The sequence below is a fragment of the Denitrificimonas halotolerans genome (assembly GCF_034259425.1).
In the GTDB taxonomy this organism is placed as follows: Bacteria; Pseudomonadota; Gammaproteobacteria; order Pseudomonadales; family Pseudomonadaceae; genus Denitrificimonas; species Denitrificimonas halotolerans.
Window position 1 is genome coordinate 58,169 of the sequence record NZ_JAXIVU010000011.1, and the last position, 26,257, is coordinate 84,425.

Here is a 26,257-nt window from a genome sequence, read left to right on the forward strand (position 1 = left end):
TGCCTAAAGTTTTATCCTCACCTGCCGATAAGGTGTTTGAGGATTCATTCAAGGAAAAAGGCGTGAGCATTATCAACACCAACCTTGCTGCACAACAGGGGCTTAATCATTTATCCCGCAGTAAAAATCAATTGACTAGCGCCATGGAACGCCTGTCATCTGGTTTGCGCGTGAACAGCGCCCGTGATGATGCCGCCGGGCAAGCCATCAGTAACCGCATGAGCAGCCAAATCACTGGGCGCGCTATGGCGCAACGCAATGCCAATGATGGCATCTCTTTAGCACAAACTGCCCAAGGTGTGCTCAATAGCATCAACGACAAACTGCAACGCATTCGTGAACTGGCGGTACAGGGCCTCAACGGCACCCTCAGCACACAAGATGGCGATGCCGTGCAAGCAGAAATCAACTACAACCTACAAGAAATCGACCGCTTAGCCAGCACTGCTCACTACAATGGCCTGCCCCTTTTGAATGGCCAAGCCGGGCAACTGCAATTGCAGGTGGGCGCCAACGATGGCGAGCAGATCGGCATTGATCTGGCACCACCAGGTTTCAGTGTAAAAGCCCTTGGCTTAGAGGGCCTCAATGTGCCCGGCCTTACTGGTGACATCATCGAGCGCAACAGCCTGCAAGGCGTTGCTCAAGATATTCCACTGTACGACGCAAACACTACGCTAACATTTGCTACGGGCAGCCAACAGCCACTGTACTATAAAGCTAGCTATGGTTATTACGCCAACGATGGCGCCGGCGGTTTCGCTCAAGTAAACGTTAGCGCCAGCCACGACACTGCCAGCGATAGCAACGCAGTTACAGTCAGCAATCCACGACCACTGTTTAACAACCAACTACAAACCCAAAGTGTTGCTTTACCGCCTTTAGCACACGGGGAACGCCTAGTGAGCGCCCATGGCACCCTTTACCTTGAACAGCAGCAAAATGATGGCAGTGTCGCCTACTATGCCACAGATATTGCACTGCAATATCAAAGCGGTTCAACGGCCAGCGCCAGCTTGAGCAACACCAGCGCTACCCCAACAACGCTCGCCCCTGCAGACCTGTCAGCATTAACTGAAGTGCCCGCCACCGATTTTACAAATTTAAGCACCATCGACTTCCAAGGGATTGATAGCAATACATTCTCTGCGCTAAGTCTGGTGCAGCAGACAACCAATGGGCAATGGATGATCCGTGGGGAAAGCGCCGATGGTACAGCGTATTTTAATGCCGACCTGTCTTTAACCCTCGGCGCCGATGGCCAACCGCAGAGCGCTGTGGCAACGGCTCAACACAACACCCCTCATATCCTGCTAGGCACAGCCAGCGATGTGCGCAATAAAGTCAGCGGCCACTCACAAATCACCATTGACCCACGCAATGTGACCGTTGATTACACCGACAGCAAAGGCAACAGCTACCAAAACGTTTTACAACAACACGCCGATGGCAACTATTATTTTTTACTGCCAGGCCAAAGCAGCAGCACCGGCGGCTATAAAACCGCCACATTGGTGGATTTAGACGGCAGCAACGAAGTACTGCTACGCACCCTCAACGGTAACAGTGAAGTCATCGTCTACCACCCAAGTAATGTCAGCACTGGCTCCAATTTCAACATAACCGCCCTCACCGATGCTGACGGCTTTGACGATAACGGCGTTGCCCATACGCGCTTACAAATCAAAGAAAACGGCGAGGCTTTTCGGCTGCGCACTCCACGTAATCCGCTAGCAGCCATTGACCGCGCACTGAGCATGGTGGATAGCAAACGCAGCTACTTGGGTGCTACGGAAAATCGCTTAGCCAGCACCATCGACAACAACCGCAATGCCGAAATCAATCTCAGCGCTGCTCGCTCACGTATCATGGATGCGGACTACGCGGTAGAAGTGGCCAACATGACACGCGCACAGATTCTGCAGCAAGCAGGCACATCGGTACTGGCACAAGCCAATCAGATGCCACAGAACGTATTGTCTTTGTTGGAATGATCTACCGTCTGAGCACAACCCTTGGTTTGCCGTCCAATAAAAAGCCGATTTCATTGGGGATCGGCTTTTTTGCTGGCTGACTTGCACTCACCCAGCAACCCATTATCCGTGGCGCCGCCCCTGCTGTGTGAATTACAGTCACACCCACTTACCGCTAGCAGCGCAACAGTCTATCTTCCTTAACATCCTGCCCACTCATCACGCACTGCACATAAAAACCTAAAGCTTTCTCTTTAGCGGCCGATAAGCGTTTATGATGGCCCTCATTTTGGGCTGAATGTATGAATTTCTGCTATGGGTTAACGGACAATTAAAGCAACAGCTAACCAATAGCAGAGCCTCACCTTATATAAGGATGTTAGTCATGAGTGTATCGCCTCTCAATACGGCCAACTCACTGCCTGCATTGCAGGCCATGGCAGAGCGCCAACAACAAGAAAAACCGAGTCCCGTCGCCGCACCCACTGCAAGCGCCAATCGCCAACTTGAACCAACGCGTGATGAGTTGTTAGCCCCTATGCAGCAAGTCAATGCCGCACTAGGCAATTATGGGGTGGAGTTTGAAATCAGTGATGAGTCCGCCAAAGTAATTGTGCGCTTGGTGGATAAAGAGAACGGCAATGTCATTCGCCAAATCCCTTCAGAAGAAGTGCTACGTCTTGCTGACCGCCTAGAAGAACTGCAGGGGGTTGGTGCACTTATATCTGAGCAGGCTTAATCGGTTTATGACTGATGGCTGCTTGCGGTGAGCCGTACAGCAAGCAGCCCAGTCTGCAGTTCAAATCCACCCGAATAAAGCTCACCTGCCTGAGCACAGGCGCAAAGATCTAATGCTTGCTCAACACCCGCAGCCTGATTTTAAACCTGCATGTTCATAATTTCTTTATAGGCGCCCACTAAACGGTTGCGCACCTGCACGCCCATTTGAAAAGCCACATCCGCTTTTTGCATATCGACCATGACATCGTTGAGGGCCACATTAGGGTCGCCTGCTTGGAAAGCTTGCGCCTGTGTTTCAGCCGTTTGCTGCAGCTGATTGATGCGACGAATTGACGCTTGTAGCTCACTACTGAACCCTCCTTGCCCTAGGCTATTGGTCGCTTGATTGTTGCTCCCACTGGCTTGTGAAGCAAGGTTATTGAGTTGCTGTAAGGTGGATTGAATCGCTGAAATACTCATATCGCTCATATATAATCACAAAGTTATATCAACAATGGTATCATTTCCGAATTATCTGACACCAGTTATTAACGCTACAATGGGATTTGTTCTGCTTTTTCCCAGTGATATATATTTAACGGCAACCCACAGCCTACTTCATTGAAACAGACGCACCCGAATGGGCGGCTCACCGTAACCTATGGATGACACCATGCCATTGGCACTTTTGCTTATTAATGCACAAATAACAAATATGTCTCAACTATGGAGGCGTGGATGAATCACAGCGCGACAGAAGCGAACCGTCAAAGCAACACTGTCAACACCGCTGGCCTAGAGCAGTGGCTGACTAAACTGCGCGGCAACCCCTTAGTGCCTCTGCTGGTTGCCGGCGCGGCAGTGATTGCTATCATCATTGCCTTGCTGATGTGGGCAGGCAGCCCTGAGTACCGTGTACTGTACAGCAATCTCAGCGAGGCCGATGGCGGTCGTATCATTGCAGAGTTGGATCGCCAACAAATTCCTTACCAATTCAGCACTGGCGGACAAAACCTACTCGTGCCCAGCGACCAGGTACACAGCTTGCGCTTGCGTTTAGCTGAGCAAGGCTTGCCACAAGGCAGCAATGTTGGCTTTTCTCTGATGGATAACCAAGCTTTTGGTATCAGCCAATTTGCTGAGCAAGTGAATTTTCAACGTGCACTGGAAGGCGAATTATCCAGCTCCATTGAGTCTTTAGGTCCAGTGGCTAGCGCCCGCGTGCATTTAGCGATGGCTAAGCCCTCAGTGTTTATCCGCGATAGCAAACCAGCCAAAGCCTCTGTCGTGCTTAATTTGCACCCCGGCCGTGCCCTTGGAGAAGGTCAAGTCAACGCCATTATTCATATGATTTCTAGCAGCGTACCGGAGCTGATCACAGAAAACGTCACCTTAGTAGATCAGCATGGTAATTTGCTGTCTCGCCCACAGGGCATGACCAGCGACCTCGACGGCACCCAACTGAGCTACATAGAAGAAGTCGAGCGCTCTTACCAACAGCGCATTGAACGTATTTTAGCTCCGATTTTAGGCGCACAAAATGTACGGGCACAGGTTGCAGCACAACTGGATTTTTCCAGCCGTGAAGAAACTTCCGAACGTTACGGCCCGAATCAAGCGCCCAATCAAGCTGCGGTGCGCAGCGCACAACACAGCGCGTCTTATACTGATGGTGAGGGCTTAATCCAAGGTATTCCGGGTGCTTTGAGTAATGTGCCGCCGGGCGTTGCACCCTCACCCATTGAGCTGCAACCGAATGCAGAAGCAGATGATGCAGAGCCTGTTGAACCAAGACAACCGCCCTCACAGCAAAACATTGATAACGTGATCAACTATGAAGTGGATCGCAATATTGCGCACATCCAATACCGCCGCGGGCAAATTAAGCGCCTATCGGTGGCAGTGGTGGTTAACTACCGCGAACAGCTGGATGAAAACGGCGTGCTAAGTCGCGAGCCATTAAGCGACACTGAGTTGGATCACATCAGCCGTTTAGTGCGCCAAGCGATGGGCTACTCAGACACCCGCGGTGATCAGTTGGAAGTGGTGAACAGCCCCTTCATTGAGTTGGACTCATCAGAGCTTGAGCAACCCTGGTGGGAGTCAGCGCTTGTGCATCAACTGTTACTGCCTTTGGGGCGCTACTTGTTGGTCGGTTTAGCTGCGCTGCTGCTGTACTTTTTAATCGTCCGCCCATTACTGCGCCGCTACACCAATGCAGCTCGCACGACTCCTGAACAGCCACGTCTGCACGTACAAGTGGGAGACGATGACTCAGGTACTGAGAGCGAGCTGACTCCCGGTGATACCTATGAAAAGGTTCAGCAACGCCGCCGCAAAGCACACACCCATGAACAACACGTTAAACGGCTGCAAGAAATGGCCAAAGATGACCCTCGCATGGTCGCAATGATCATCCGCAGCTGGATGGATAAAAATGAGTAATTTTTCTTTTAACATGAGCGGTGCTAAACGCGGCGCCGTACTTCTAATGACTCTAGATGAAGACAGTGCTGCAGAAGTGTTGCAGCACTTCTCCACGGATGAAGTGAAAGAAATCAGTCGTGAAATGGCCAACCTAGGGCAATTGACTCAAGAAGATATCCGTCAAGTACTGGAAGCCTTTAGCAAAGAATCTGAAGAGTTTGCCGATATTAACCTGCACAGTAGCGAACATATTCGCGCGGTACTCACTAAAGCTCTGGGCAACGAGCGCGCGGCTAGCCTGATTGAAGACTTAATTGAAAGTACCCAAAGCACCACAGGTATTGATGCTTTAAACCTCATGGAAACATCGGTGGTGGCTGATTTAGTGCGCGACGAACACCCACAAGTGATTGCCACCATTTTAATTCACTTAGACCGCCACCAAGCCTCCGCAGTTTTAGAGTTGTTCAATGATAAATTGCGTAATGATGTACTGCTGCGCATTGCCACCTTCACGGGTGTGCAGCCTGCTGCCTTGCAAGAGCTCACAGAGGTATTGGGCGGTTTACTCGATGGCCAAAACCTAAAACGCAGCAAAATGGGTGGCATACGTACTGCAGCAGAAATTCTCAACTTGATGAACGCCAATCAAGAAGAGGAAGCCATTGACACCATTCGCGCGCACAACGCCGATTTGGCGCAGAAAATCATCGACGAAATGTTCTTATTCGAAAACCTCCTGGATTTGGACGATCGCAGCATTCAACTGTTGCTCAAAGAAATCGACACCAACAACCTAGTAGTGGCCCTCAAAGGTGCGCCCGAAGCGCTCTTACACAAATTCACACAAAACATGTCACAACGTGCAGCTCAGCTATTGCTAGAAGATATGGAAGCCCGTGGCCCAATCCGTGTGTCGCAAGTGGAGCGTGAGCAAAAAGCCATCTTACAAGCTGTTCGCAAGTTAGTAGACAGTGGCGAGATTGTACTCAGTGCCGGAGATGACGCTTATGTTTAAACCGCATCAGCCAAACAAGCCTGAACACCTGCACGAAACACCTCAAGATGAACATTGGCAGCCTTGGGAGATGGAGCAACTGCGGACTCAGCGCCTTACTCAAGCCCCTGTAAAGACACTCAACGCCACTGAGCATGCACAACAACAAAGCTTTCGCCGCAATGCCGAGTTAGAAGCTTTACGTGAACAAGCACGCGCTGCTGCTCATGCTCAAGGCTATCAAGCTGGCCTAGAACAGGGCCAGCAAGAAGGTTACCAACAGGGTTTGGAGCAGGGTCGTGCCGAAGCATTAGCCGCTGGTGAGCAAGCTGCCGAGCAAGCTTTAGCCCCCCTCTTAACGCTGGCAGAAAACTTTACAGCAGCACTGACCCAGTTTGATGAGGAAGTGGCCCACGCCTTAGTCGAATTGGCGCTCAGTACAGGCCGACAGTTGGCGGGTGAGGCTTTAACTCAACAGCCGAAACAGATTTTAAACTTAGTGCGTGAACTGTTACATACGGAGCCAGCCCTCAACACTGCACCCCGTTTATGGTTGCACCCGCAAGATCTAGCGCTAGTCGAACAACACTTATCCGCAGAACTGACAGCTGCCGGTTGGCAGTTGCAGCCCGACGAGCAACTCACTCGAGGCGGCTGCCGTGTCACCAGTGTCAGCGGTGAGCTGGATGCCACCTGGGAAAGCCGTTGGCAAGCCATTCAGCAGCAAGTCCTCACACCGCCCCCTTCGAGCGCTAAGTAATGCACACAGCTGAACTGGACAAACTGCATCAATCGCGTTGGTTACACCGACTGCAGAAAACGACAAAACGCATTGATCGCCTACCCAACTATCAAGCCAGTGGACGTATTATTCGTGCCACCGGCATGGTGCTGGAAGCGGTTGGTTTACGCGTCCCTTTAGGCAGTGCTTGCCAAATTGAAATGGCCCGCGCAGACGGCTCTATTCGTAGCCGTTTTGCTGAAGCGGAAGTAGTGGGGTTCTCCGGTGATCATCTATATTTAATGCCGCTAGAAGAACTCAGTGGTCTCGCCCCCGGCGCACGGGTCTTCCCTTTAGGTGGACGCAACAGCGCTCGACGCTTCCCTCTTGGCAGCAGCCTGCTGGGCCGAGTGCTCGATGGTAACGGCCGCCCCTTGGACAGCAAAGGTCCTGTGGATGAAGCTCCGCATGCACCGCTAGCCACAGCACCACTCAACCCTTTGATTCGCGCCCCCATCGACTCACCAATTGATGTAGGTATTCGCGCCATCAACAGCCTACTCACTGTCGGTCGCGGTCAACGCATGGGATTATTTGCCGGCTCTGGGGTGGGTAAGTCTGTTCTGTTAGGCATGATGGCGCGCTACACCCAAGCCGACATTATTGTCGTGGGCTTGATCGGTGAACGTGGTCGTGAGGTACAAGACTTTATTGATAACATTCTTGGCCCCGAAGGCTTAAAGCGTGCCGTGGTAGTGGCGGCTCCAGCAGACACCTCGCCCTTACAGCGTTTACAAGGAGCCTCCTACGCCACACGTTTAGCCGAAGATTTTCGCGACCAAGGCTTGAATGTGCTGTTAATCATGGACTCGTTAACTCGCTACGCTATGGCGCAACGTGAAATTGCTTTAGCCATCGGAGAACCGCCAGCAACCAAGGGCTACCCACCTTCGGTTTTCGCAAAACTACCCGGGTTGGTCGAACGCACCGGTAATGGCCCCAAAGGCGGTGGCTCCATTACAGCTTTTTATACTGTGTTAACTGAAGGTGATGATCAGCAAGACCCTATAGCGGACTCAGCCCGTGCAATTCTCGACGGGCATATCGTACTGTCACGGCAGCTAGCCGAGTCCGGTCATTACCCTGCAATTGATATAGAAGCTTCAATCAGTCGCGTCATGACCAGTATTATTGCACCCGAGCAACTGCAGCTGGCCCAGCAATTTAAGCAGTTATTTTCACGCTATCAACGCAACCGCGACCTGATCAGTGTGGGCGCTTATAGTCCTGGCCATGACCCCATGTTGGATAAGGCCGTGCAGCTGTATCCACAGTTGGAAAAGTTTTTACAGCAACGCATTGATGAGCGAGCCAGCATCGATGCATCGCTACAAGCATTGGTGGCTGCGCTGAGATCATAACCATGAATACAAGTACACCTTTAGATACACTGATTGAATTGGCCCGCGAAGCCCGTGATCAAGCTGCACAAATGCTGGCCAGTGAACGACGCAATCAAAACCAATTAAATGAACAATTGACCCTGCTCAATAATTACCGCTTGGAATACGCTAGCCGCTTGCAAGAGCTGCTGCACAGTGGCATAGAACCTGCTACGCTACACAATTACCAGCAGTTTTTAAGCTCTTTAGATGCGTCTATTGCACGTGCTTATCAAGCGATTAATCAACAGCAGCAAAGGGTTATAAGTAGCCAAAAAAACTGGCAACAACAACAGCGAAAGCTGTCGTCTTATACCACCCTTAATAATCGCCGTGCGGATGAAGCAACTCGACAAATGTTACGCAATGAACAACGGCAAAACGATGAATTGACGACGAATGCTTTCGCTCGTAAAAGTAAACGTGGCTTCACCCCATAAGGGTGGCGAGGAGACTTGATGGACATCACTTTATTATTAGCCACTCATGGCAACACAAGCACACGCTCAACGGCCCAAGTTGGGCATCAAGCACTCACTGCCAATGGCCCCAATTTTGCGCAACAACTATCGGCTTTAGCTGCTCAAATGCACATGGGCACAGCTCAGCCTGCTCTACTCGCAGAACAACAAACACAGCTTGATGCTGAGCTCACACAAAAAAAGCATCCAACTGAACTCGATTTAGCAGAAGCAGCTGCGCTACTCGCACAACTGGCGCCCTCATCTGTGCCACAGCCGCTACCAACTGCTCAGACTGCAACTCAATCGAGCCTACAACCGCTTGTTGCAAGCATGTCAACTGCTATGTCAGCTTCAGCCTTAGCCAGCATCAGCCAGCGCTTAAACCTAATAGAACAGGCTGGCTCATTGCATTCAGTCCAATCACACACACTTGCCTTGAACACGCACACGCTGGAAGCAACACCTTTAGCTGCACATTTGCAAACCTCCACAACGCAGCCTGTTCATGCTGAGCCAAACGCTCCTTTAGTGGCTCCTCAATTTACACCTGAGTTAAACTCAGCAGAAAATGCTGACCGTCAAGGCTCTTTACCTACCAAGGTTGAGCCCAATGAGCACAACCTCAAAATACAGCAAAATGCGACTGCAGATACTAACGTCCTGACGCAGAGCAACACAATAAAGGAACATCTCACTGGCTTAGCACTGCAAGCTGATGCAGAACCTAGCTTAGTGCAAAACAACCCACTCAATACAAGCACTCAAGCCACTCTACCCCCTATACAATCAGCCGGCAGTACAGTTTTATCAGCACCTGTGGCTACACAAGCGTGGCAACAACAACTGGGCCAGCACATGATTGGATTGGCGATGCGCGGTGAGCAACACTTAGAATTGCACCTCAATCCAGCTGAGTTGGGTCCATTGCAAATTAGTTTAAAACTGGCTGAACAAGGCGCTCAAGCACACTTTATCTCAGCTAACAGTGCCGTGCGCCATGCTATTGAACAGGCGCTCCCTCAGCTGCGCGAAGCCTTATCAGAACAAGGCATCAGCTTGGGTGAGACGTCTGTGGATGCGCAACAACATGACTCCGGTACATTTGCTCAGGAACAGTCCAAGCGTGACCCTGCTTCGCTAGCACTCAGCAATACCAATGAGGTCGCACCTGTGGCTACAGCAGAACACCCTTCGCGCCATGTGGTCATGGATGGCCGTATCGACTTATATGCTTAAGTGCATAGACATTATAAAATAAGCTCATTTAAGCAGCTGTTTCTCACATTTTGAACGCTGCTGAGTGCTTGTATATTAACCCTAGATGCGTAAGCGCTGACTTCTAACAAATAGGTGAATTTTATGGCAAAGGTTCAAGCAGGCCGCAGTAAAACAGGTTTGCTACTGGTTGTTCTCATCATTGTTGTTTTAGCTTCAACAGGTATTAATGTCTATTACCTGACACAGGATCGTACCGCTGAACCAACTGCTGAGGCGAAGCCCACACCTGCCCCAGCCCCAGAACTGATTTTTGTTACCATTGATCCCTTTACAGTGAACTTACAAGACGGTGACTATGACTCACGCTTACTCTACACAGGACTGTCTTTAAAAGTCGGTAACGCACAAACCCGTAATGCCATTGAGCGCAATATGCCCTTAATTCGCAATCGCCTGCTGTTATTATTGTCTGAGCAAAACCCAAGGGAAGTGACAGCCGTTGGTGGTAAACAACGGCTGGCAGAAAAAATTCTTGAGCAACTGAAACGTCCGCTCGACCCCACACAGCCTGAACTTATTATTCATGACGTTCTGTTTACAGAATTTATTGTCCAGTAACCGGATTACTTCATTAGCCCATGTCTAAAGACGAACTGCTGTCACAGCAAGAAATTGATGCGTTGCTTAGCGGCGCCTTCAACGACGAAGATGAAGCGCCAGCCAACACCGAAACACCGCGCCTACGCCCGTTTGATCCAGCTAATCAGCACCGGATTATTCGTGACCGCCTGCATGCCTTGGATATTATTAACGAGCGTTTTGCCCGTCAATTTCGCATGTCAATGTTTAACCTGATTCGCCGCAGCGCAGACATCACCGTTGGCTCTGTAAGCTATCAAAGCTACAGTGAGTTTGCCCGCAATATGCCGGTACCCACCAACATCAATTTAATTTCTATGAAGCCTTTGCGTGGTTCTGCTCTTGTTGTTTTCCCCCCGAGCCTCGTATTTATGGTGGTGGAAAACCTCTTCGGCGGTGACGGACGCTTTCTTACCAAACCTGAGGGGCGTGATTTTACTAATACAGAGCAGCGCATTATTTTGCGCATTCTGAATTTAGCCATTGAAGCCTATCAAGATTCTTGGCATGCAGTGTTTCCACTCGAAATCAAATACTTACGCTCAGAGATGCAGACTAAATTTGCCAATATCACCAACTCACCAAACGAAATCGTGGTCAATACCACTTTTCATTTGGAAGTAGGCAATGTGGCCAGTGATTTTCAAATTTGTATTCCCTACGCCATGATTGAGCCACTGCGTGACAAACTCAGTGATATGAAAACCGATAGCAATACAGCCAGCGATCGCGCTTGGACTCAGCGTTTAGCCAAAGAGATCAAACATTCAGAAGTTGAGCTGATCGCAGATTTTGTCACTGTCCCTATCCGCATTGCAGAAGTAATGGCACTGAAAGTTGGGGATGTAATCCCCATAGAACTGCCAGATACAGTCACAGCCGGTGTGGACGGTATTCCTGTGATGAAATGTGAGTTTGGCAGCCTACAAGAACAACGCGCCTTGCGGGTAAAGCGCCTAATTGATCACTCACTGAACAGTCCACCTTCTACTACCAATTTTTTAAAAGACCAGCAGTCGCAAGCTAAACCCGCTAAAGCGAAGGAGCCTCATCATGACAAACCCTAACAATCCAGAGCAACCCACTACTGATGATGCCTTGAATACAAATGAACAGACAGCAGAGCATCAACAATCTTCAGTTGAAGCTGATGACATCTGGGCGGAAGCCATGGCTGAACAGGCTCAAAGTGAAGACCCTTGGAGCGAGGCAATGGCTGAACAGCAAGGCAACGACCCATGGGCCGAAGCACTCGCAGAACAAGCTGAACAAAGCCCAGCAAGTGACGACGACCCCTGGGCCGCTGCTTTAGCTGAACAAAGTAGCGCGACAACAGGCACCGTACAAGCGGCCAGTAAAAGTGTCTTCAAACCCTTGGAAAACAATGCCAGCAGCGGCGCCGCACGCAATTTAGATATGATCTTGGACATCCCCGTCAAACTGACGGTAGAGTTAGGCCGTACGCGCATTACCATTAAGCAACTGTTGGAACTTTCACAAGGTTCAGTGATCGAGCTTGACGGTTTAGCTGGTGAACCCATGGACATTCAAATCAATGACTATTTGATTGCTCAAGGCGAAGTGGTGGTGATGGATGATAAGTACGGCATTCGTATTACAGAAATCGTCACTCCGTCCGAACGCTTACAAAAACTTAACCGATGAACACTGCTAACGTCACTGCTGCAACCCATAGCGACACACTCATTGGCATGGCCATGCTAGGTAAAATCACTGTTGTTTTACTCTTTATCATCGCCTTAATTTTACTGCTGAGCTATGTTGTGAAACGCTCTGGACTACACGGCATGGGTACGAACGGCAAGCTAAAAGTGATCAGCAGCACCGCCGTTGGAGTAAAGGAACGTGTGGTAATTGTAGAAGTGGACGATACTTGGTTAGTTTTGGGGGTAGCCAGTGGTCAAGTAAGCAAACTGCATCAAATGCCCGCGCAAATCAAACCTGCGCCAGAACCTACGCCACAAAGTAACGGCTTTACTCGCCGTTTTACTCAAGCCTTAAAACAACAAAGCCAGGAGCGGTTAAAACGCTCATCGCAGGACGAGGGTTAATCATGCGCCTAATGCCAAGCGCTCGAGTATTCAGCGCTCTATTTTTACTGATCGCTTTACCTTTCTGCTCCAATATGGCTTTAGCCCAAGGTTTGCCAGGCATTGTGAGCCAGCCAACAGCCGATGGTGGGCAGCAGTGGTCAATTCAGTTACAAACCCTGCTTTTACTTAGCAGTATGGCTTTTATACCAGCCATGATCCTACTGACCACCAGCTTTACTCGAATCATTATTGTCCTCAGCTTATTGCGTACCGCCATGGGTACGCAATCGGCACCACCCAATCAAGTATTACTGGGACTGGCCCTGTTTTTAACCTTTTTTGTCATGTCACCAGTCATCAGCCAAATTTATGAAACGGCATGGCAACCTTTCACCGCGGAAGAAATCAATATTGAGCAGTTTCTTAGTATTGGCAGCCAGCCATTACGCGAATTTATGCTCAATCAAACCCGTGATACGGATTTAGCTCTGTTTACAAACCTAGCTAAAGTCGGCCCAATGCAGGGACCTGAAGACTTACCCATGCATGTTCTCATGCCCGCTTTTGTGACCAGTGAATTAAAAACCGCTTTCCAAATAGGCTTTACGATTTTTATTCCTTTTTTAATTATCGATTTAGTGGTAGCCAGTGTTTTAATGGCTCTAGGTATGATGATGGTTCCACCGGCAACAATCTCTTTGCCCTTTAAACTCATGTTGTTTGTGCTTGTAGATGGCTGGCAGCTGATCATTGGCTCCTTAGCCCAAAGCTTCTATGTATAATCCCCTTAAACATTTGAGGACAACCCATGACTCCCGAAGCTGTAATGGATCTCGCCTACCAAGGCATGCAAGTCACTTTAATGATGGCCGCCCCGCTCCTGCTCACCGCACTTTTATTAGGTTTATTAGTGAGTCTATTTCAGGCTGCTACGCAAATTAACGAAATGACCTTGTCTTTTATCCCCAAGATTCTTGGAGTGTTTACTGTTTTGATTATTGCAGGACCTTATCTGTTAAAGCTGATCATTGACTTCACCCACAAACTCTTTACCAATATCCCTTTTATGGTGTCTTAACCCATTATGGTTGAGGTCACCTTTGCCCAATTGCAGGGTTGGCTAGTTGCGTTTCTCTGGCCCTTTATTCGCTTAAGCTCATTTTTTGTGGCCAGCCCTTTGCTAGGTCACTCAAGCATTCCTAATCAAGTTAAAATTGCCTTGGCTGCACTTTTAACCCTTATTGTTGCCCCCAGCATTGGTCCATTGCCAGCTGTACCTTTAGTATCTTGGGCGGGATTGGGCATCATCATTGAGCAAATGCTGATTGGACTATCAATGGGTTTGATCATGCATATTTTATTTGCTGCTGTGCAGGCCGCAGGTGAGTTTATTGGACTACAAATGGGCTTGGCGTTTGCAACTTTTTTCTCGCCCGACACTGGGGCCAACACCATGATCTTGTCGCGCTTACTCTACATGATCACTTTGCTATTTTTTCTGGCTCTTGACGGTCATCTGCTACTGATTCAAATTTTAGCCAATACCTTTACCAGCTTACCTATAGGAATCGCAGGCCTACCCAACTTAGGGGCATTTGATCTGCTAGCACGCTTTGGTAGTACAATCTTTTTCTCTGGCATGCTACTGGCCTTACCTGTAATGGCATCTTTATTAACTATCAATTTATCTTTAGGCATTTTAAATCGTGCAGCACCGCAATTAACGGTATTTTCAGTTGGCTTCCCACTGACCCTCACCATGGGCATTTTCTTACTGATGATTTTAATGACTGACCTTGGCTCCTTTTTAGAGCGTTTATTCAGTCATGGCTTAGGCTTTATGCAACAGTTTGTCGAAGCACTAGCGCCATTTTGACATCCTCCCCGACCTAAAGAACGGGAAGAATATCAATTTAAGTAATTGAACAAGGTCATACCTTGAATATCAACAAAAGACTTCTGTGCAGCTTGTAAGCCAACCATACGTAGGCTGTACTCTGCTGCTGCTTGTACATAATCCAAATCAAGCAAATCAGATAAAGTCTGCTCATAATTGAGCATACGGTTACCTGCCACAGTATCAATCACATCCAACTCATTTAAACGCGCACCCACTGAAGCACGCACAGTAAGGACATTATCTAGACTATTATCCAGCTCACGCATTACCGTTTTTAAAGTATTATCTAACTGAGCTTGTTGCTTAGGATCGCCAGCAACAGCTGTATCTAAAACTGCAATGGCCTTTTCTAAACTGGCGAAAAGGTCCGGATTCATGTTCTGAGCTGTACCCAACTGAATGCTATCGCCATCGGCTGGTATACCTTCTAGAGTAAGTGACAGCCCTGCAAATTCAATCGGTTGACCTGGCTCATAGGTCAGTAAAGAGGCTCCCCCGTCAGTGCTATAGCTGTAACTGCCATCAGCGTTTTCTGTGAAGCTCAGCGTAAAACTAGCACCGTAATTCGCATCACTACTATTAAGCACTAGCGGCCCACTAAAGGTGAGGGTACCTGCATTATCAGCCGCAGCTTCGGCAATATAGCCAGCACTGCTGTGGACACTGCGAAAAACAGTATTGCCATTATCCGCTACCGGCATTAAGCGCGAAGCATCCACTCGCTGTTCGCGGGCGGTGTTACCACCGACATAACTGACTTTACCCGCTGCGTCTTTAATAAAGGGAGCGGAATTGTCTTGATAACCGGCAAATAAATAACGACCGTTACCGTCAGTTACATTAGCCTGACCGTACAACGTTTCATAAATACTTTTTAACTCTGCCGCCACCGAACTGCGATCAGCATCACTTAAAGTACCGTTCGCCCCTTGCACCAACAGGGTCTTAGCGCTGATTACTGCATCACTGATGCTGTTCAACACACTTTCTTCTTGGGCTAAAGCATTACGGGCAGTGATTCGAGCGTCCATATACTGCTGAGTAATGGCTTTTGCTTGCCCTACACCAACAGCACGTGAAGCTGCTTGTGGATCATCGGATGGATTAATCACCCGCTTACCGGTGGCAAACTGCTGACCAACTTTAAGGAAATCACTTTGCTGACGATTCAGCGAAGACGTGTTTCGCTCAAAAATAGTCAAAGTACTGATACGCATAATCTATCTTCTCCTTCAGTCGATCAGGTACGCAGACCTAAAAGGACATCAATAATAGTGCCACCGACTTCAATAACCCGCGCATTAGCTTGATAGTACTGCTGATAACGCAATAAGTTTGCAGCTTCTTCATCTAGGTTCACCCCAGACTCTGACTGCTGCAGACCACGCAGTTGCTCATTTAGACCCTGCTGAGCAGTCAAGTTTACATTCACCACGTTGGTGCGATTACCCACATCACTGACCAACGCACCATAAGCCTGACTTAAAGTTGCATGTCCACCAACAACCTGTTTACTTTGCAAGTTCTGCAAAGCAATAGCGTTACGGTTATCTCCAGTCCCCGCATCCGCATCGTTATTTGCTGCTGCAATCTGCGCTGCATCTTGGATTTTACTGTCAAACTCACTGGCTGCACGCTGCAAAGGGTTCAAGTGAAATTGCTCACCTTCTGCCGGAGTTCCAGTTAAGGTTAGTTTCAGACCAGCAAAGCTCAAAGTACCCGCCGCCGGATCATAATCAGCAACCACTGCTACACCGGTATCACGCTGGGTGACCTGCATCTGCCCGCCTGTATAATGAATATCGTAGCTGGCAGCTTTCAACTGATCAATCTGATCCACATCAAATGCTGCTGCAAACTCAACACCACTGCTATTGTTACTATTGCTATAGACACGGGGCTCTCCGATAGCAAAAAAATCTTGTCCAACCGCCCCATTTAAATCTAAGCCTTGCTTATGTTGCTCGTTGAAACTGACCGCAAAAGACACCGCCAGTTGACCGAGCTGGTTCTGAGTTTTATCCAATGTTTCAGAGCGAAAGCTCAACAAACCACCTAATGTGCCTTGTTTAAATGTATGATCTTTTAATTCAATTAAGTTGCCAGCTGAGTCGTTATAACCCACCACCATACGTGCTGGATCCCCTGCAGACCTCATCGCTTCGAGCTTATAGGTATGAGTCCCCGCCACTAACGGCTGACCATTACCAATGCTCAGGTGATACACATCACCGTCTTGAATGTTCAGTTTCACATCAGCTCGGGCGCTCAAATCAGCCACAAGTTGGTCACGTTGGTTCAATAAACTATTAGGTGCTATACCTGTTTTAGCACGGGCCAAACCAATCTCACGATTCAAATTGGCCACCTGTTCAGCAAGGTTATTGATCTGCACAATTTCATCGCGCACCTGCCCATTGATTCCTTGCTGCATATCATTAAGGTAATCATCAAAGGATCTAAATTGTGCCGTTAGTGTGTTTGCAGTACCCAAAACGCCTTGACGTGCAGCTGGATCGGAAGGATTACCCACTAGATCTTCAACAGACGAGAAAAAAGACTGCATTAAAGGTGCCAAACCCGCTTCTTGGTCAGCCAGTAAACTGTCCACCTGATGCACCTGCGTTTGATAAGCTTGCAAGGCACTGAACTTACCGCTCGATGCATTGAGCTGGGTGGCAACAAAGTGATTAAACTGGCGTTGGATATCATACACCCTGACGCCTCCCGCTTTGGCTTCACCCAAGATAGGGATTTCGCGGTTATAGCCTGGAGTGTACACGTTATTGATGTTATTACCTGTGGTGTACAAGGCTTTTTGTGAGGCATTAAGGCCACTGACGCCGATCGAAAAAATACTCATGCTGTGGTTTCCTTAACTGATTACTTTGCTTATCGGCCGTAAGCTGTAAAACTTTAATATCATCGAGTTTGACTTAAAAAATTGCGCTGTTGAGCCACTGCAAATTGGGCAGGCTTTGCCACTTTACCAATGGTTTGCATCACACCCACTAACTTATCGCCGTAGCTAGGGTCTGTTGCATATCCACCTGTTTGTAAAGCTTGAGCAGCTTGCTGTGGCGTTGCTGCATTGACCACCCCAGCATAACGCGGGTTTTGGCTTATCAAACGCGCATAATCAGTGAAAGAGGCCTCAAACGAGTCGTACACGCGAAAACGATCTGTCATTGCGACTCGCTGTCCATTGATATACTCATGGGTCACTATATCAGTGGTTTGCCCCTGCCAATGGTTACCTGCTTTAATTCCAAATAGATTGTGGCTATTTCTTCCATCAGCGGTGGTAATTTCATAGCGCCCCCAACCTGTCTCCAGTGCTGCTTGCGCTAAAATCAGTTCAGAAGGTACGCCCGTCACGTCGCTCGCTCGTTGTGCGGCACCCTGTAAGCGCTCAACAAATGCTGTCACATGACTCGGCGCCTGAGCGCTGTTCTGTTCAATTTGCGTCCTAGGGTTAACCGTTGCAACTGGAGCTGTCTGAGTTAACTGCTGCACAGGTGTGTTCACTGGGACTCGAAAAGCTGAATCAAATGTATTGGATGGTACCACCGCTAAATCTGCATTCAGCAACCGCGGCTGCCCACGCGGGATACCTGCAATTAAACCATGCTCTGGTTCAAGCGGTGCCCCAGCAGGTAATTGTCCTTTAAGCTGACTGACTAACTGCTCTGCTAAACCAACTCCACGGCTAGCTACCGTTTGTGCCAATTGCTGATCAAGCAATGTGGTGTAAAACTGCCGATGATTACTGTCGGTCAAACCAGAATCCGGTACAGTGTCACGCATGCTTTTGAGCATCATCTGTACGAACAAGGCCTCAAACTGACGAGCCGTCTGCTCAAGTCCTTCTTCTGGGTTGTAGCGAGCGCTTTGCTTTAAACGCTCCAAACCTTGCATATCTAAAGCAAACTGCGCATCTAAAGGTTTTACAGTCACTAGATGATCTCCAAGTCTGCGCGCAAAGAGCCTGCAGCTTTTAATGCCTCTAAAATGGACATTAAGTCCGCGGGAGTAGCGCCTAGAGCATTTAAGGCATTCACTACAGACATCAAATCAGCCCCTTCCACCACCATCAAAGCACCTTCTTCTTGCTGGACGGCAACACGACTGTCCGGCACCACCACGGTGTCCCCCTCACCAAAAGAGGAAGGCTGGCTGACATTGTATTGCGTATCAATGATGACCGAAAGATTGCCGTGCGCCACAGCAGCACGGTGTAAAGTCACTGCGCCATTGAGCACCACAGAGCCCGTACGTGAGTTAATCACTACTTTTGGTGAGGCAGGTAAGGGTTCAACTTTTAAGCTTTCAATCTTAGCCATAAAGTTAACCCGCTCATTGGGATTTAATGGGCCCAACAGCTGCACCACTCGCCCATCTAATGCGCTGGCCACCACACGCCCGAAGGCTTGATTAATGGTGTGCACGACGCGCTCAACAGTACCAAAGTCTGCCTCTTTAAGTTGCAGTTCAAGCAGGCCGCGTTCATCACCAAGCTGCAAATTGACCTCACGCTCAACCGTGGCACCACGGCTGATGCGCCCACCTGCTTGCTGATTGATTTGCACACTTGAGCCACCTGCTTCAGCACCGGCACCACCAACCAACAAGTTACCTTGCGCAATAGCATACACCTCACCATCAGCCCCCTTAAGTGGCGTCATGAGCAAGGTACCACCACGTAAACTACGGGCATTTCCAATCGAGGAAACAACTACATCAAGCCGCTGCCCATGGCGGGAAAAAGGTGGCAAGTCAGCAGTCACCATAGCCGCCGCCACATTACGTAGCTGCATATTAGTGCCGGGCGGCACAGTAATGCCCAATTGCGACAGCATATTGGTTAAGCTTTGCCCCGTAAAAGGCGCTTGCATGGTTTGGTCACCCGTACCGTCCAAGCCCACTACTAAGCCATAACCCACTAAAGCGTTATCACGCACACCTGTAAAGTTGGCAATATCACGCAACTGTGTCGCTGCTACGGTTGGCGCCATACTCAACCACAACAGAGCTAGCGCAATCACACCAAGCGCTTTACCCCGCTGTTTAGTATGAATGGCCAAGGGAATCATTAAACCCTGCAATACAGTTTTATAGATTGTTTGAAATGGCATCATCAGTAGTACACTTAGAAAGGCGATACATTGAGGAAAAAGCGCTGCAACCAACCCATGTGTTGCGCTTCATTGATATAACCCTCTCCCACGTATTCAATACGGGCATCAGCAACCTGAGTCGACATCACTGTATTCTGCCCAGTAATGGTGCGCGGGTTCACGACACCAGAAAAGCGAATAAACTCAACTCCTTGGTTAATGGCAATTTGCTTTTCACCACGCACCCTTAAGTTACCGTTATACATCACCTCAAGCACGGATACGGTAATAGTGCCAGTAAAGGAGTTACGTGCCTGAGAACCACCAGCGCCACTGAAGATGTTTTCACCGGATAAATCAAAGCCATACTCAAGTAACTTATCAATCACTTCCGGCACTTCAGCAATGTTTAAACTAGCAGATCCGTCACGTGAAGCGTTGGACGCTGAGCTTTTACTAGCGCTGACTTTTTCATCCAATACTATGGTTAAAATCTCCCCAACCATACGCGGACGTCGATCTTCAAAAAGCGGCTGATAACCCCTATGACTTTGATAAATAGAGCCATTGGCACGTGCTGGCGGTGGTTCTGAAATATCCATTTGCTCCTGCTCACCAACCACAGAAGGACGCGGTAACTGTGCACAGCCACTAGCCAACAATATCGAACATAAGGTTATCCACAACTGCCAACGCCATACGCTTCGCCTAGGCACCATATTTATCATGCTCCGCTACAGCTGCGTGAGGCGAGCCAGCATTTCATCACTGGTTTTCACAGCCTTACTGTTAATTTCATAGGCACGCTGGGTCTGAATCATATTGACCATTTCCTCAACAACATTCACGTTGGAGGTTTCTACGTATCCTTGGAATAAACGACCTGTACCATTCTGGCCTGGCAAGTTTTCATTACGCACACCTGAAGCCGTGGTTTCTAAATACAGATTGCCACCAATGCTTTCCAAGCCTGTTGGGTTAACAAAGGTTGCTAATGTAAGTTGTCCCACCTGCACACTTTGCGTATTACCTGGCTGCGTCACGGACACAATACCGTCTTCACCAATGGTCACCGACAGTGCGTTATCCGGTAAAAAAACAGCTGGTTCAATGGGGTAACCATTAGCAGTCACCAATTGACCATTTTGATCCACCTGAAAGCTACCATCACGGGTGTAGGCAACGTCACCATCGGGCATTAACACTTGAAAGAAGCCGTTACCGTTAATGGCAAGATCACGTGAGTTCTCCGTAGCAATTAAGCCACCTTGGCTGTGTAAACGCTCAGTTGCTACTGTGCGTACTCCCGTACCCACCTGCATACCCGATGGCAGCCAGTTTTGCGCATTATTCATAGCCCCAGGTTGACGCATATTTTGATAGAGCAGATCTTCAAACACCGCACGAGAACGTTTAAAGCCATTGGTATTCACGTTAGCTAAGTTGTTTGCTGTGACATCCATCTGACGCTGCTGAGATTCAAGCCCAGTTTTTGCTGTCCACAGTGATTTAATCATATATATTTCCCCTTAACCCTGCAGTGACAATAAGCTATTGGCTCGCTGAGCATTTTCATCGGCGCTGCTGATCACTTTCATTTGCATATCGTAACGTCGAGCATTATCAATCATGGCAACCATCGACTCGATCGCGCTAACATTACTGCTTTCTAAAGCACCTGAAACTAGCTGAATGTTTTCATCTTGCGGCAAGACCATTGGCCCTGAGGCTGGATCTGGACGAAACAGACCATCGGCACCTCGCAACAATTGACTCTCATCAGGCTGCACTAATTTCAATCGATCCACTTGCACTAATGCATCAGGCGTTTCACCCACACCAATAGCACTGATTGTGCCGTCCGCACCAATAGACAGCTGTGACTCAAGAGGCACAATAATAGGCCCACCGTCACCTAGCACAGGGCGCCCACCACTAAGCAGTAAACCATTACTATCAACTTGTAAATCACCGCGGCGGCTATATGCCTCTTGCCCTTCATTATCTTGTACTGCTAACCAACCGCCGGCTTGAATAGCAACATCTAATGCACGGTCAGTGGTGGTGATATTACCCACGGAAAAATCCGCTCTCGGGGTTGACGCAACAACTGAAGTACGTGTGGGTAATAAGGCATCCCCCTGAACAGGTACAGCACGCATGGCTGATAACTGCGCACGAAAACCCGTAGTGGTCGCATTTGCCAGGTTATGGCTGACCACCGCTTGAGTATCAAGGGTTTGCTGCGCACCACTCATGGCTGTATAAATAATTCTATCCACCAGCTAACCTCCGTTAACGTAGATTAATAGCAGTCTGCAGCACTTCGTCTTGAGCTTTAACGGTTTGCGCATTAGCTTGGTAGGTGCGCTGTGCAATGATCATATTGACCAGTTCTTTACTCAGTTCAACGTTAGACATTTCCACTGTACCTGACTCAATGCTTCCTAACAGTCCAGTACCGGGCACATCCACCAGTGGCTGTCCCGAACTACTCGTTTCAACCCAAACGTTATCGCCCATCGGAGTTAAACCTTCTGGATTTCTAAAGTTGGCCAGTACAATGGTGCCAAGGATTTTAGTTTGCTCATTAGCGTAGTTACCCACCACATTACCTTTATTGTCAATAATTACGCCCACTAAGCTACCGGATGTATAACCGTCTTGATTTAAGGAGCTAAGCTGAAAATCATTACCAAATTGAGTACTGCCAGTGAAATCCAACGCTAAATTCATATCTAAAGCACCACCACCTGGACTGAAAGTGAAGCTGTCGACCCCCACCGAACTGGTTAAAATTCCATTTTGACTGAAATTTAAAGTCCCCGTTTCAGGCGCCACTTCTCCACCACGCGCCTGCTTCACTTCCCATTGGTTTTCAGCAACTTTAGTGAAATACAATGTGGTGTTATGGGCATTACCTAACGAATCAAACACTGTGGCACTGTTAGCGTAAGTGTAAGTATTGCTATTGGCTGGATCGAAAGCGACGGTAGTACGATCAATGTTATCTGCTCGCGAATCCAAATTGAGCGTGGCTTTTACACCAGTAGTGGCTTTAGCTTCCAACGCATCTGCGGGCACATTCAGTGGCTGTGGATTACCACCACCCATAACACCTGCAGGAAAGCCGGTTAAACGTGCGCCTTGAGCATTGATTAAGTATCCATCACTGGTCATAGTCAACTGCCCATTACGAGAATACACCACTTGGTCATTTTGGATAAAACGGAAAAAACCGTTACCACTGATCCCTAAATCCATATTGCGGTTTGTCGTTTCTAACGTACCATCATTAAAGTTCTGCAAGACAGTAGATACACGTGTACCTAAACCAATTTTAGACCCTGCATATACATCAGCAAACTGCACCCGACTGCTCTTGAAGCCCACCGTTTGTGAGTTAGCAATGTTGTTACCAATTGAGTCTAGGTTCATCGCAGCGGCCGATAACCCACTAAGCGCCTGAGAAAAGCTCATTTATCCGCTCCATTGAAAATCTATTTAAAGATACTAAAAATATGTATAACTAAAGTTAGAGAATCTGCCTGATCTCATCCAACTTAACAGGCTCGTTCACACCACCTAAATCAAGGCGTGGGCCATCCTTATAATGCGTACTTACAGCCATAACCTGGGCGTAATTTAATGCCTTGTGCGCCATCTGCTGTCCATCACTCAGCGCTTCAACAGTGAAACGGTAAGCACCCTTAGGAGCTAAGGTGCCGTCATCTAAAGTGCCATCCCAAACAAAGGACTCAACGCCGGAATTCAAGGCACCCAACTCAAAACGACGAACAATTTGCCCAGAACCATCCACAATATTGACATTCACTTGCTCGGCACGACTTTGCAGCTCAACACCAAAAGGAGTCGTTGCGCCTTCTTCACCGACCAATAAACGATCGCCTGGAATCAATACACCTTTACCAATTAAACCGGCCGCTTGTAGCGCCTGACCTGCATCAATTTGCCCAGTGATACTGGCCAAAGTTTCATTAAGTGCCTCAATGCCTGAAACCGTATTAACCTGAGCAAGCTGCGAGGTCATTTCCGCGTTATCCATCGGATTCAGCGGGTCTTGATTCCTCAACTGAGCTACCAGCAAGGTCATAAAATTATTGCGTAAATCTTCACCGGTTTTCTGAGCTGCAGGGCTAGTTGCGCCACCATTAATGGCATGCTGCACCGCACTATCAATGGTATTCACCATACTTAACCCTCCCCTAAAGTGAGCGTTTTAAGCATCAATTGTTTGCTGGTATTCATTACTTCCACGTTAGCTTGATAAGAGCGCGACGCTGCGATCATGTTGACCATTTCATGCACTGGCTCAACATTGGGCATGGTGACGTAACCTTGCTCATTCGCTAGAGGGTGCTCTGGGTTATACTCCATGCGCATTGGCGTTGGATCTTCAACCACCTGAGTGACATTCACACCACCCACCCCCTGACGATTCTGCATTTGTGCTGCAAAAACTACTTGTTTTGCTCGATAGGGTTGCCCATCTGGCCCCGCCACACTATCAGCGTTAGCCAAGTTACTTGCAGTAACATTCATACGTTGTGACTGCGCGCTCAAAGCTGAAGCAGAAATTTCAAAAATCGAAAACATTGACATATTTTATTCCTGTGGATCACTGAGCAAGTCATTCGGGCTGCATCGCCGATTTAAGGCTCTTAATACGGCTATTAATCATCACCAAGCTAGACTGATAACGCACCGCATTGTCAGCAAATTGAGCACGCTCGCTATCCATATCTACCGTATTACCATCAAGACTCGGCTGAGCGGGTACGCGATACAACAATTCAGCAGCGCGCAAGCCTGATGAATGATTTAACGGACTGATATGCCGCTCTGATGTTGTCATTAATTGAACTGGCCGAGGTTCCGCCTGCTCAACAGCTCTAGACAATTCTTGAGAAAAGTCCATATCACGCGCTTTATAGTTAGGCGTATCTGCATTAGCTATGTTGCTTGCTAACACTTTTTGACGCTCATGACGCAAACTTAATGCTTGCTGATAGAAACCTAAAGCACCTTCTAGCTTATCGATCATTCGACCAACCCTATTCACGGTTATAAATATAACTCATACTCAGCACAGCCACTTTCATTTACAGTAAAGACGTAAGTAAACTGGCATCAAAAAGCCATCACCATACATCTTTCACGCTGCACGCATTTACAGTCAATACTGCGGCTATATTTTAAAATCTATTACTTAAGTGTTAATTATACCATGCAACAACTGATAGCCACCAACCTAGATCAACTTTTGGATCGCTTTCGACCTGCGACTCTATTTTTTTTTACTTTTTTAAGTCTTTCTGCACACGCAAACGACGCAAACCTGATCAGTTCTATACAAGCTTTTCTCTATGAACAAACTCAGGACCTAGGCGACGAGGTGCATATCGAGGTTTTCCCACCTGCCGCACAGTTACCACCTTGCACCCATCCACAACCCTTTCTTCCTCGTGCCGGACAGCCAAAGTGGGGGCGCGTTACCATCGCTGTACGTTGTGGCAAAAACGGTGAACAAGTACGCTATATGCAAGCCAGTGTTCAAGTTTTCGGGAATTACCTTGTACCCATTCAAGACATTCAAGCCGGCACAATAATCCATGCGCAAATGCTTAATGTTCAGTATGGCGATCTCAGCGCCCTGCCGAAACAAACTATTCTGAATTCCGAAGATGTGATTGGCCAGCTCGCTCGCCGCCCCCTCCAAGCAGGTCAAGTGATACAGCAACACCAGTTACGCGAGATGCCCTTGGTTGAACGGGGGCAACAAGTCACCATTGAGGCCGCAGGCCGGGGCTTTCGTATTACTCGAGAAGGCACGGCTATGGAAGCCGGTGCAATGGGCGCCCAGGTGCGGGTTAAAATATCAAGGCGTGACATACTGGTTGGCACTGTGGTTGGCCAAGGCCGCTTAGTCGTCAACGAGCAATGAACTACCCACCACTTTAGATGCGGGGTTTCCCAGGTCATGCACGGACTTGGTGGTGTGCACTGCACCACGGCAGAGATTATGCAAGTTGACTCGGCTAACCCCCCTCTCACCATAGGCTTCTATAATTGATAGCCAGTAGAGCCACCCTTCCTTAATGCGATCAAAATCTCTTTTGCTCTGCTCAATACAGCAGCATCAAATACCTTTCGGCTGTACTTGGTGACAAGTATCAAATGATCTTTAGTTAAAAAGACTGAATGAGCATTTGTGCCTAATAGTATTTATTCTCAAGTCTACCCACCCTTAAGACTGACCTTATTTCATCACGCAAACACCTAAAGAAAAGATCAAGAGTGCATTCATTCCACCACCTAAGATCTAGGCCAAAACATCAATTTTTTAACGCCCTACCCCAATATGATTGACATCCTCCCCGACCTAAAGGACGGGGATTCCTACTGCTAGACGACCATGCCCGGCCGCGAGAATGTTCCGTGCCGCGTTGATATCGCGATCGTGGGTGACACCACACCCACTGCACGTCCATTCTCTTATTCCAAGTCCTGCGATACCTTTCGGCCTCGACTCGGGCAAACTGCCGCAACTCGAACAGGTTTGGG

General features: G+C 48.5%; 29 protein-coding genes. 16 read left to right on the top strand and 13 right to left on the bottom strand.

Annotated elements, in window-relative coordinates; all coding sequences use genetic code 11:
- Positions 1 to 62: 62 nt before the first annotated feature.
- Both TOI97_RS08880 and TOI97_RS08885 read left to right on the top strand, forming a co-directional pair.
- On the top strand, positions 63 to 1,994 hold the full coding sequence (locus tag TOI97_RS08880; RefSeq protein WP_321553766.1) for a flagellin N-terminal helical domain-containing protein: 1,932 nt from the start codon (positions 63 to 65) through the stop codon (positions 1,992 to 1,994).
- Positions 1,995 to 2,358: 364 nt separating this feature from the next.
- Complete coding sequence (locus TOI97_RS08885) at positions 2,359 to 2,712, top strand: flagellar protein FlaG (RefSeq protein WP_321553767.1); 354 nt, start codon at positions 2,359 to 2,361, stop codon at positions 2,710 to 2,712.
- A gap of 140 nt (positions 2,713 to 2,852) precedes the next feature.
- Here the strand turns inward: TOI97_RS08885 and fliE are convergent, their stop codons facing one another.
- Positions 2,853 to 3,182 (bottom strand): flagellar hook-basal body complex protein FliE, encoded by a 330-nt coding sequence (fliE, locus tag TOI97_RS08890; protein ID WP_321553768.1) that lies wholly within the window; start codon positions 3,180 to 3,182, stop codon positions 2,853 to 2,855.
- Positions 3,183 to 3,431: 249 nt separating this feature from the next.
- On the opposite strand from fliE, the gene fliF reads away from it, so the two are divergent.
- From fliF to fliR, 13 genes are all read left to right on the top strand, one after another.
- Entirely contained in the window at positions 3,432 to 5,138 is a 1,707-nt protein-coding gene (gene fliF, locus TOI97_RS08895) for a flagellar basal-body MS-ring/collar protein FliF (RefSeq protein WP_321553769.1), read from the top strand.
- Positions 5,131 to 6,138: a flagellar motor switch protein FliG gene (gene fliG, locus TOI97_RS08900; protein ID WP_321553770.1), complete on the top strand. Its 1,008-nt coding sequence runs from the start codon at positions 5,131 to 5,133 to the stop codon at positions 6,136 to 6,138. The genes fliF and fliG overlap by 8 nt, the downstream gene beginning before the upstream one ends.
- Complete coding sequence (gene fliH, locus TOI97_RS08905) at positions 6,131 to 6,877, top strand: flagellar assembly protein FliH (RefSeq protein WP_321553771.1); 747 nt, start codon at positions 6,131 to 6,133, stop codon at positions 6,875 to 6,877. Before fliG ends, fliH begins: the two co-directional genes overlap by 8 nt.
- A complete protein-coding gene (fliI, locus tag TOI97_RS08910) occupies positions 6,877 to 8,259 on the top strand; it encodes a flagellar protein export ATPase FliI (RefSeq protein ID WP_321553772.1) in 1,383 nt (460 codons plus the stop codon). Before fliH ends, fliI begins: the two co-directional genes overlap by 1 nt.
- Before the next feature lie 2 nt (positions 8,260 to 8,261).
- On the top strand, positions 8,262 to 8,720 hold the full coding sequence (fliJ, locus tag TOI97_RS08915; protein ID WP_321553773.1) for a flagellar export protein FliJ: 459 nt from the start codon (positions 8,262 to 8,264) through the stop codon (positions 8,718 to 8,720).
- An 18-nt stretch (positions 8,721 to 8,738) separates the two neighbouring features.
- Entirely contained in the window at positions 8,739 to 9,980 is a 1,242-nt protein-coding gene (locus TOI97_RS08920; RefSeq protein ID WP_321553774.1) for a flagellar hook-length control protein FliK, read from the top strand.
- A 123-nt stretch (positions 9,981 to 10,103) separates the two neighbouring features.
- Positions 10,104 to 10,580 carry a flagellar basal body-associated protein FliL gene (gene fliL / locus TOI97_RS08925; RefSeq protein ID WP_321553775.1) on the top strand — a complete coding sequence of 159 codons (477 nt, stop codon included), beginning with the start codon at positions 10,104 to 10,106 and terminating at the stop codon, positions 10,578 to 10,580.
- Between the two features lie 20 nt (positions 10,581 to 10,600).
- Positions 10,601 to 11,668 (top strand): flagellar motor switch protein FliM, encoded by a 1,068-nt coding sequence (gene fliM / locus TOI97_RS08930; protein WP_321553776.1) that lies wholly within the window; start codon positions 10,601 to 10,603, stop codon positions 11,666 to 11,668.
- Positions 11,655 to 12,266, top strand: coding sequence for a flagellar motor switch protein FliN (gene fliN / locus TOI97_RS08935; RefSeq protein WP_407651340.1), 612 nt, complete (start codon positions 11,655 to 11,657; stop codon positions 12,264 to 12,266). Before fliM ends, fliN begins: the two co-directional genes overlap by 14 nt.
- Positions 12,263 to 12,673: a flagellar biosynthetic protein FliO gene (gene fliO, locus TOI97_RS08940; protein ID WP_321553777.1), complete on the top strand. Its 411-nt coding sequence runs from the start codon at positions 12,263 to 12,265 to the stop codon at positions 12,671 to 12,673. The genes fliN and fliO overlap by 4 nt, the downstream gene beginning before the upstream one ends.
- Positions 12,674 to 12,684: 11 nt before the next feature.
- On the top strand, positions 12,685 to 13,437 hold the full coding sequence (gene fliP / locus TOI97_RS08945; protein WP_321553794.1) for a flagellar type III secretion system pore protein FliP: 753 nt from the start codon (positions 12,685 to 12,687) through the stop codon (positions 13,435 to 13,437).
- A gap of 26 nt (positions 13,438 to 13,463) precedes the next feature.
- Complete coding sequence (fliQ, locus tag TOI97_RS08950) at positions 13,464 to 13,733, top strand: flagellar biosynthesis protein FliQ (protein ID WP_321553778.1); 270 nt, start codon at positions 13,464 to 13,466, stop codon at positions 13,731 to 13,733.
- 6 nt (positions 13,734 to 13,739) lie between these two features.
- Positions 13,740 to 14,531: a flagellar biosynthetic protein FliR gene (gene fliR, locus TOI97_RS08955; protein WP_321553779.1), complete on the top strand. Its 792-nt coding sequence runs from the start codon at positions 13,740 to 13,742 to the stop codon at positions 14,529 to 14,531.
- A 32-nt stretch (positions 14,532 to 14,563) separates the two neighbouring features.
- Here fliR and flgL read toward each other — a convergent pair whose 3' ends face one another.
- The 11 genes from flgL to flgB all read right to left on the bottom strand — a co-directional run bounded on the left by flgL (position 14,564) and on the right by flgB (position 24,737).
- A complete protein-coding gene (gene flgL, locus TOI97_RS08960; protein ID WP_321553780.1) occupies positions 14,564 to 15,772 on the bottom strand; it encodes a flagellar hook-associated protein FlgL in 1,209 nt (402 codons plus the stop codon).
- 23 nt (positions 15,773 to 15,795) lie between these two features.
- Entirely contained in the window at positions 15,796 to 17,418 is a 1,623-nt protein-coding gene (gene flgK / locus TOI97_RS08965) for a flagellar hook-associated protein FlgK (RefSeq protein ID WP_321553781.1), read from the bottom strand.
- Between the two features lie 59 nt (positions 17,419 to 17,477).
- A complete protein-coding gene (gene flgJ, locus TOI97_RS08970; protein WP_321553782.1) occupies positions 17,478 to 18,512 on the bottom strand; it encodes a flagellar assembly peptidoglycan hydrolase FlgJ in 1,035 nt (344 codons plus the stop codon).
- Positions 18,512 to 19,570, bottom strand: a complete 1,059-nt coding sequence (locus TOI97_RS08975) for a flagellar basal body P-ring protein FlgI (RefSeq protein WP_321553795.1) — start codon at positions 19,568 to 19,570, stop codon at positions 18,512 to 18,514. Before TOI97_RS08975 ends, flgJ begins: the two co-directional genes overlap by 1 nt.
- A 134-nt stretch (positions 19,571 to 19,704) precedes the next feature.
- Entirely contained in the window at positions 19,705 to 20,400 is a 696-nt protein-coding gene (locus TOI97_RS08980; protein ID WP_456077549.1) for a flagellar basal body L-ring protein FlgH, read from the bottom strand.
- 6 nt (positions 20,401 to 20,406) lie between these two features.
- Entirely contained in the window at positions 20,407 to 21,189 is a 783-nt protein-coding gene (gene flgG, locus TOI97_RS08985; protein WP_321553783.1) for a flagellar basal-body rod protein FlgG, read from the bottom strand.
- Positions 21,190 to 21,201: 12 nt separating this feature from the next.
- On the bottom strand, positions 21,202 to 21,954 hold the full coding sequence (locus TOI97_RS08990; protein ID WP_321553784.1) for a flagellar basal body rod protein FlgF: 753 nt from the start codon (positions 21,952 to 21,954) through the stop codon (positions 21,202 to 21,204).
- Between the two features lie 13 nt (positions 21,955 to 21,967).
- Entirely contained in the window at positions 21,968 to 23,152 is a 1,185-nt protein-coding gene (flgE, locus tag TOI97_RS08995; protein ID WP_321553785.1) for a flagellar hook protein FlgE, read from the bottom strand.
- Positions 23,153 to 23,207: 55 nt separating this feature from the next.
- A complete protein-coding gene (gene flgD / locus TOI97_RS09000) occupies positions 23,208 to 23,885 on the bottom strand; it encodes a flagellar hook assembly protein FlgD (RefSeq protein ID WP_321553786.1) in 678 nt (225 codons plus the stop codon).
- A gap of 2 nt (positions 23,886 to 23,887) precedes the next feature.
- Entirely contained in the window at positions 23,888 to 24,295 is a 408-nt protein-coding gene (gene flgC / locus TOI97_RS09005; protein WP_321553787.1) for a flagellar basal body rod protein FlgC, read from the bottom strand.
- Positions 24,296 to 24,323: 28 nt separating this feature from the next.
- Entirely contained in the window at positions 24,324 to 24,737 is a 414-nt protein-coding gene (flgB, locus tag TOI97_RS09010; RefSeq protein WP_321553788.1) for a flagellar basal body rod protein FlgB, read from the bottom strand.
- 183 nt (positions 24,738 to 24,920) lie between these two features.
- On the opposite strand from flgB, the gene flgA reads away from it, so the two are divergent.
- Positions 24,921 to 25,637, top strand: a complete 717-nt coding sequence (gene flgA / locus TOI97_RS09015) for a flagellar basal body P-ring formation chaperone FlgA (RefSeq protein ID WP_321553789.1) — start codon at positions 24,921 to 24,923, stop codon at positions 25,635 to 25,637.
- Positions 25,638 to 26,075: 438 nt separating this feature from the next.
- Here the strand turns inward: flgA and TOI97_RS09020 are convergent.
- Positions 26,076 to 26,257, bottom strand: a 182-nt coding sequence (locus TOI97_RS09020; protein ID WP_321553790.1) for a zinc ribbon domain-containing protein, incomplete at its 5' end; no start/stop codon positions are given.

Excerpts from the sequence above, each read along its gene's own strand:
- TOI97_RS08885 (WP_321553767.1), top strand. The coding sequence starts at position 2,359 with ATGAGTGTATCGCCTCTCAATACGGCCAACTCACTGCCTGCATTGCAG.
- fliE (WP_321553768.1), bottom strand. The coding sequence starts at position 3,182 with ATGAGCGATATGAGTATTTCAGCGATTCAATCCACCTTACAGCAACTC.
- fliF (WP_321553769.1), top strand. The coding sequence starts at position 3,432 with ATGAATCACAGCGCGACAGAAGCGAACCGTCAAAGCAACACTGTCAAC.
- fliG (WP_321553770.1), top strand. The coding sequence starts at position 5,131 with ATGAGTAATTTTTCTTTTAACATGAGCGGTGCTAAACGCGGCGCCGTA.
- fliH (WP_321553771.1), top strand. The coding sequence starts at position 6,131 with ATGTTTAAACCGCATCAGCCAAACAAGCCTGAACACCTGCACGAAACA.
- fliI (WP_321553772.1), top strand. The coding sequence starts at position 6,877 with ATGCACACAGCTGAACTGGACAAACTGCATCAATCGCGTTGGTTACAC.
- fliJ (WP_321553773.1), top strand. The coding sequence starts at position 8,262 with ATGAATACAAGTACACCTTTAGATACACTGATTGAATTGGCCCGCGAA.
- TOI97_RS08920 (WP_321553774.1), top strand. The coding sequence starts at position 8,739 with ATGGACATCACTTTATTATTAGCCACTCATGGCAACACAAGCACACGC.
- fliL (WP_321553775.1), top strand. The coding sequence starts at position 10,104 with ATGGCAAAGGTTCAAGCAGGCCGCAGTAAAACAGGTTTGCTACTGGTT.
- fliM (WP_321553776.1), top strand. The coding sequence starts at position 10,601 with ATGTCTAAAGACGAACTGCTGTCACAGCAAGAAATTGATGCGTTGCTT.
- fliN (WP_407651340.1), top strand. The coding sequence starts at position 11,655 with ATGACAAACCCTAACAATCCAGAGCAACCCACTACTGATGATGCCTTG.
- fliO (WP_321553777.1), top strand. The coding sequence starts at position 12,263 with ATGAACACTGCTAACGTCACTGCTGCAACCCATAGCGACACACTCATT.
- fliP (WP_321553794.1), top strand. The coding sequence starts at position 12,685 with ATGCCAAGCGCTCGAGTATTCAGCGCTCTATTTTTACTGATCGCTTTA.
- fliQ (WP_321553778.1), top strand. The coding sequence starts at position 13,464 with ATGACTCCCGAAGCTGTAATGGATCTCGCCTACCAAGGCATGCAAGTC.
- fliR (WP_321553779.1), top strand. The coding sequence starts at position 13,740 with ATGGTTGAGGTCACCTTTGCCCAATTGCAGGGTTGGCTAGTTGCGTTT.
- flgL (WP_321553780.1), bottom strand. The coding sequence starts at position 15,772 with ATGCGTATCAGTACTTTGACTATTTTTGAGCGAAACACGTCTTCGCTG.
- flgK (WP_321553781.1), bottom strand. The coding sequence starts at position 17,418 with ATGAGTATTTTTTCGATCGGCGTCAGTGGCCTTAATGCCTCACAAAAA.
- TOI97_RS08975 (WP_321553795.1), bottom strand. The coding sequence starts at position 19,570 with ATGGCGCCAACCGTAGCAGCGACACAGTTGCGTGATATTGCCAACTTT.
- TOI97_RS08980 (WP_456077549.1), bottom strand. The coding sequence starts at position 20,400 with ATGATAAATATGGTGCCTAGGCGAAGCGTATGGCGTTGGCAGTTGTGG.
- flgG (WP_321553783.1), bottom strand. The coding sequence starts at position 21,189 with ATGATTAAATCACTGTGGACAGCAAAAACTGGGCTTGAATCTCAGCAG.
- flgE (WP_321553785.1), bottom strand. The coding sequence starts at position 23,152 with ATGAGCTTTTCTCAGGCGCTTAGTGGGTTATCGGCCGCTGCGATGAAC.
- flgD (WP_321553786.1), bottom strand. The coding sequence starts at position 23,885 with ATGGTGAATACCATTGATAGTGCGGTGCAGCATGCCATTAATGGTGGC.
- flgC (WP_321553787.1), bottom strand. The coding sequence starts at position 24,295 with ATGTCAATGTTTTCGATTTTTGAAATTTCTGCTTCAGCTTTGAGCGCG.
- flgB (WP_321553788.1), bottom strand. The coding sequence starts at position 24,737 with ATGATCGATAAGCTAGAAGGTGCTTTAGGTTTCTATCAGCAAGCATTA.
- flgA (WP_321553789.1), top strand. The coding sequence starts at position 24,921 with ATGCAACAACTGATAGCCACCAACCTAGATCAACTTTTGGATCGCTTT.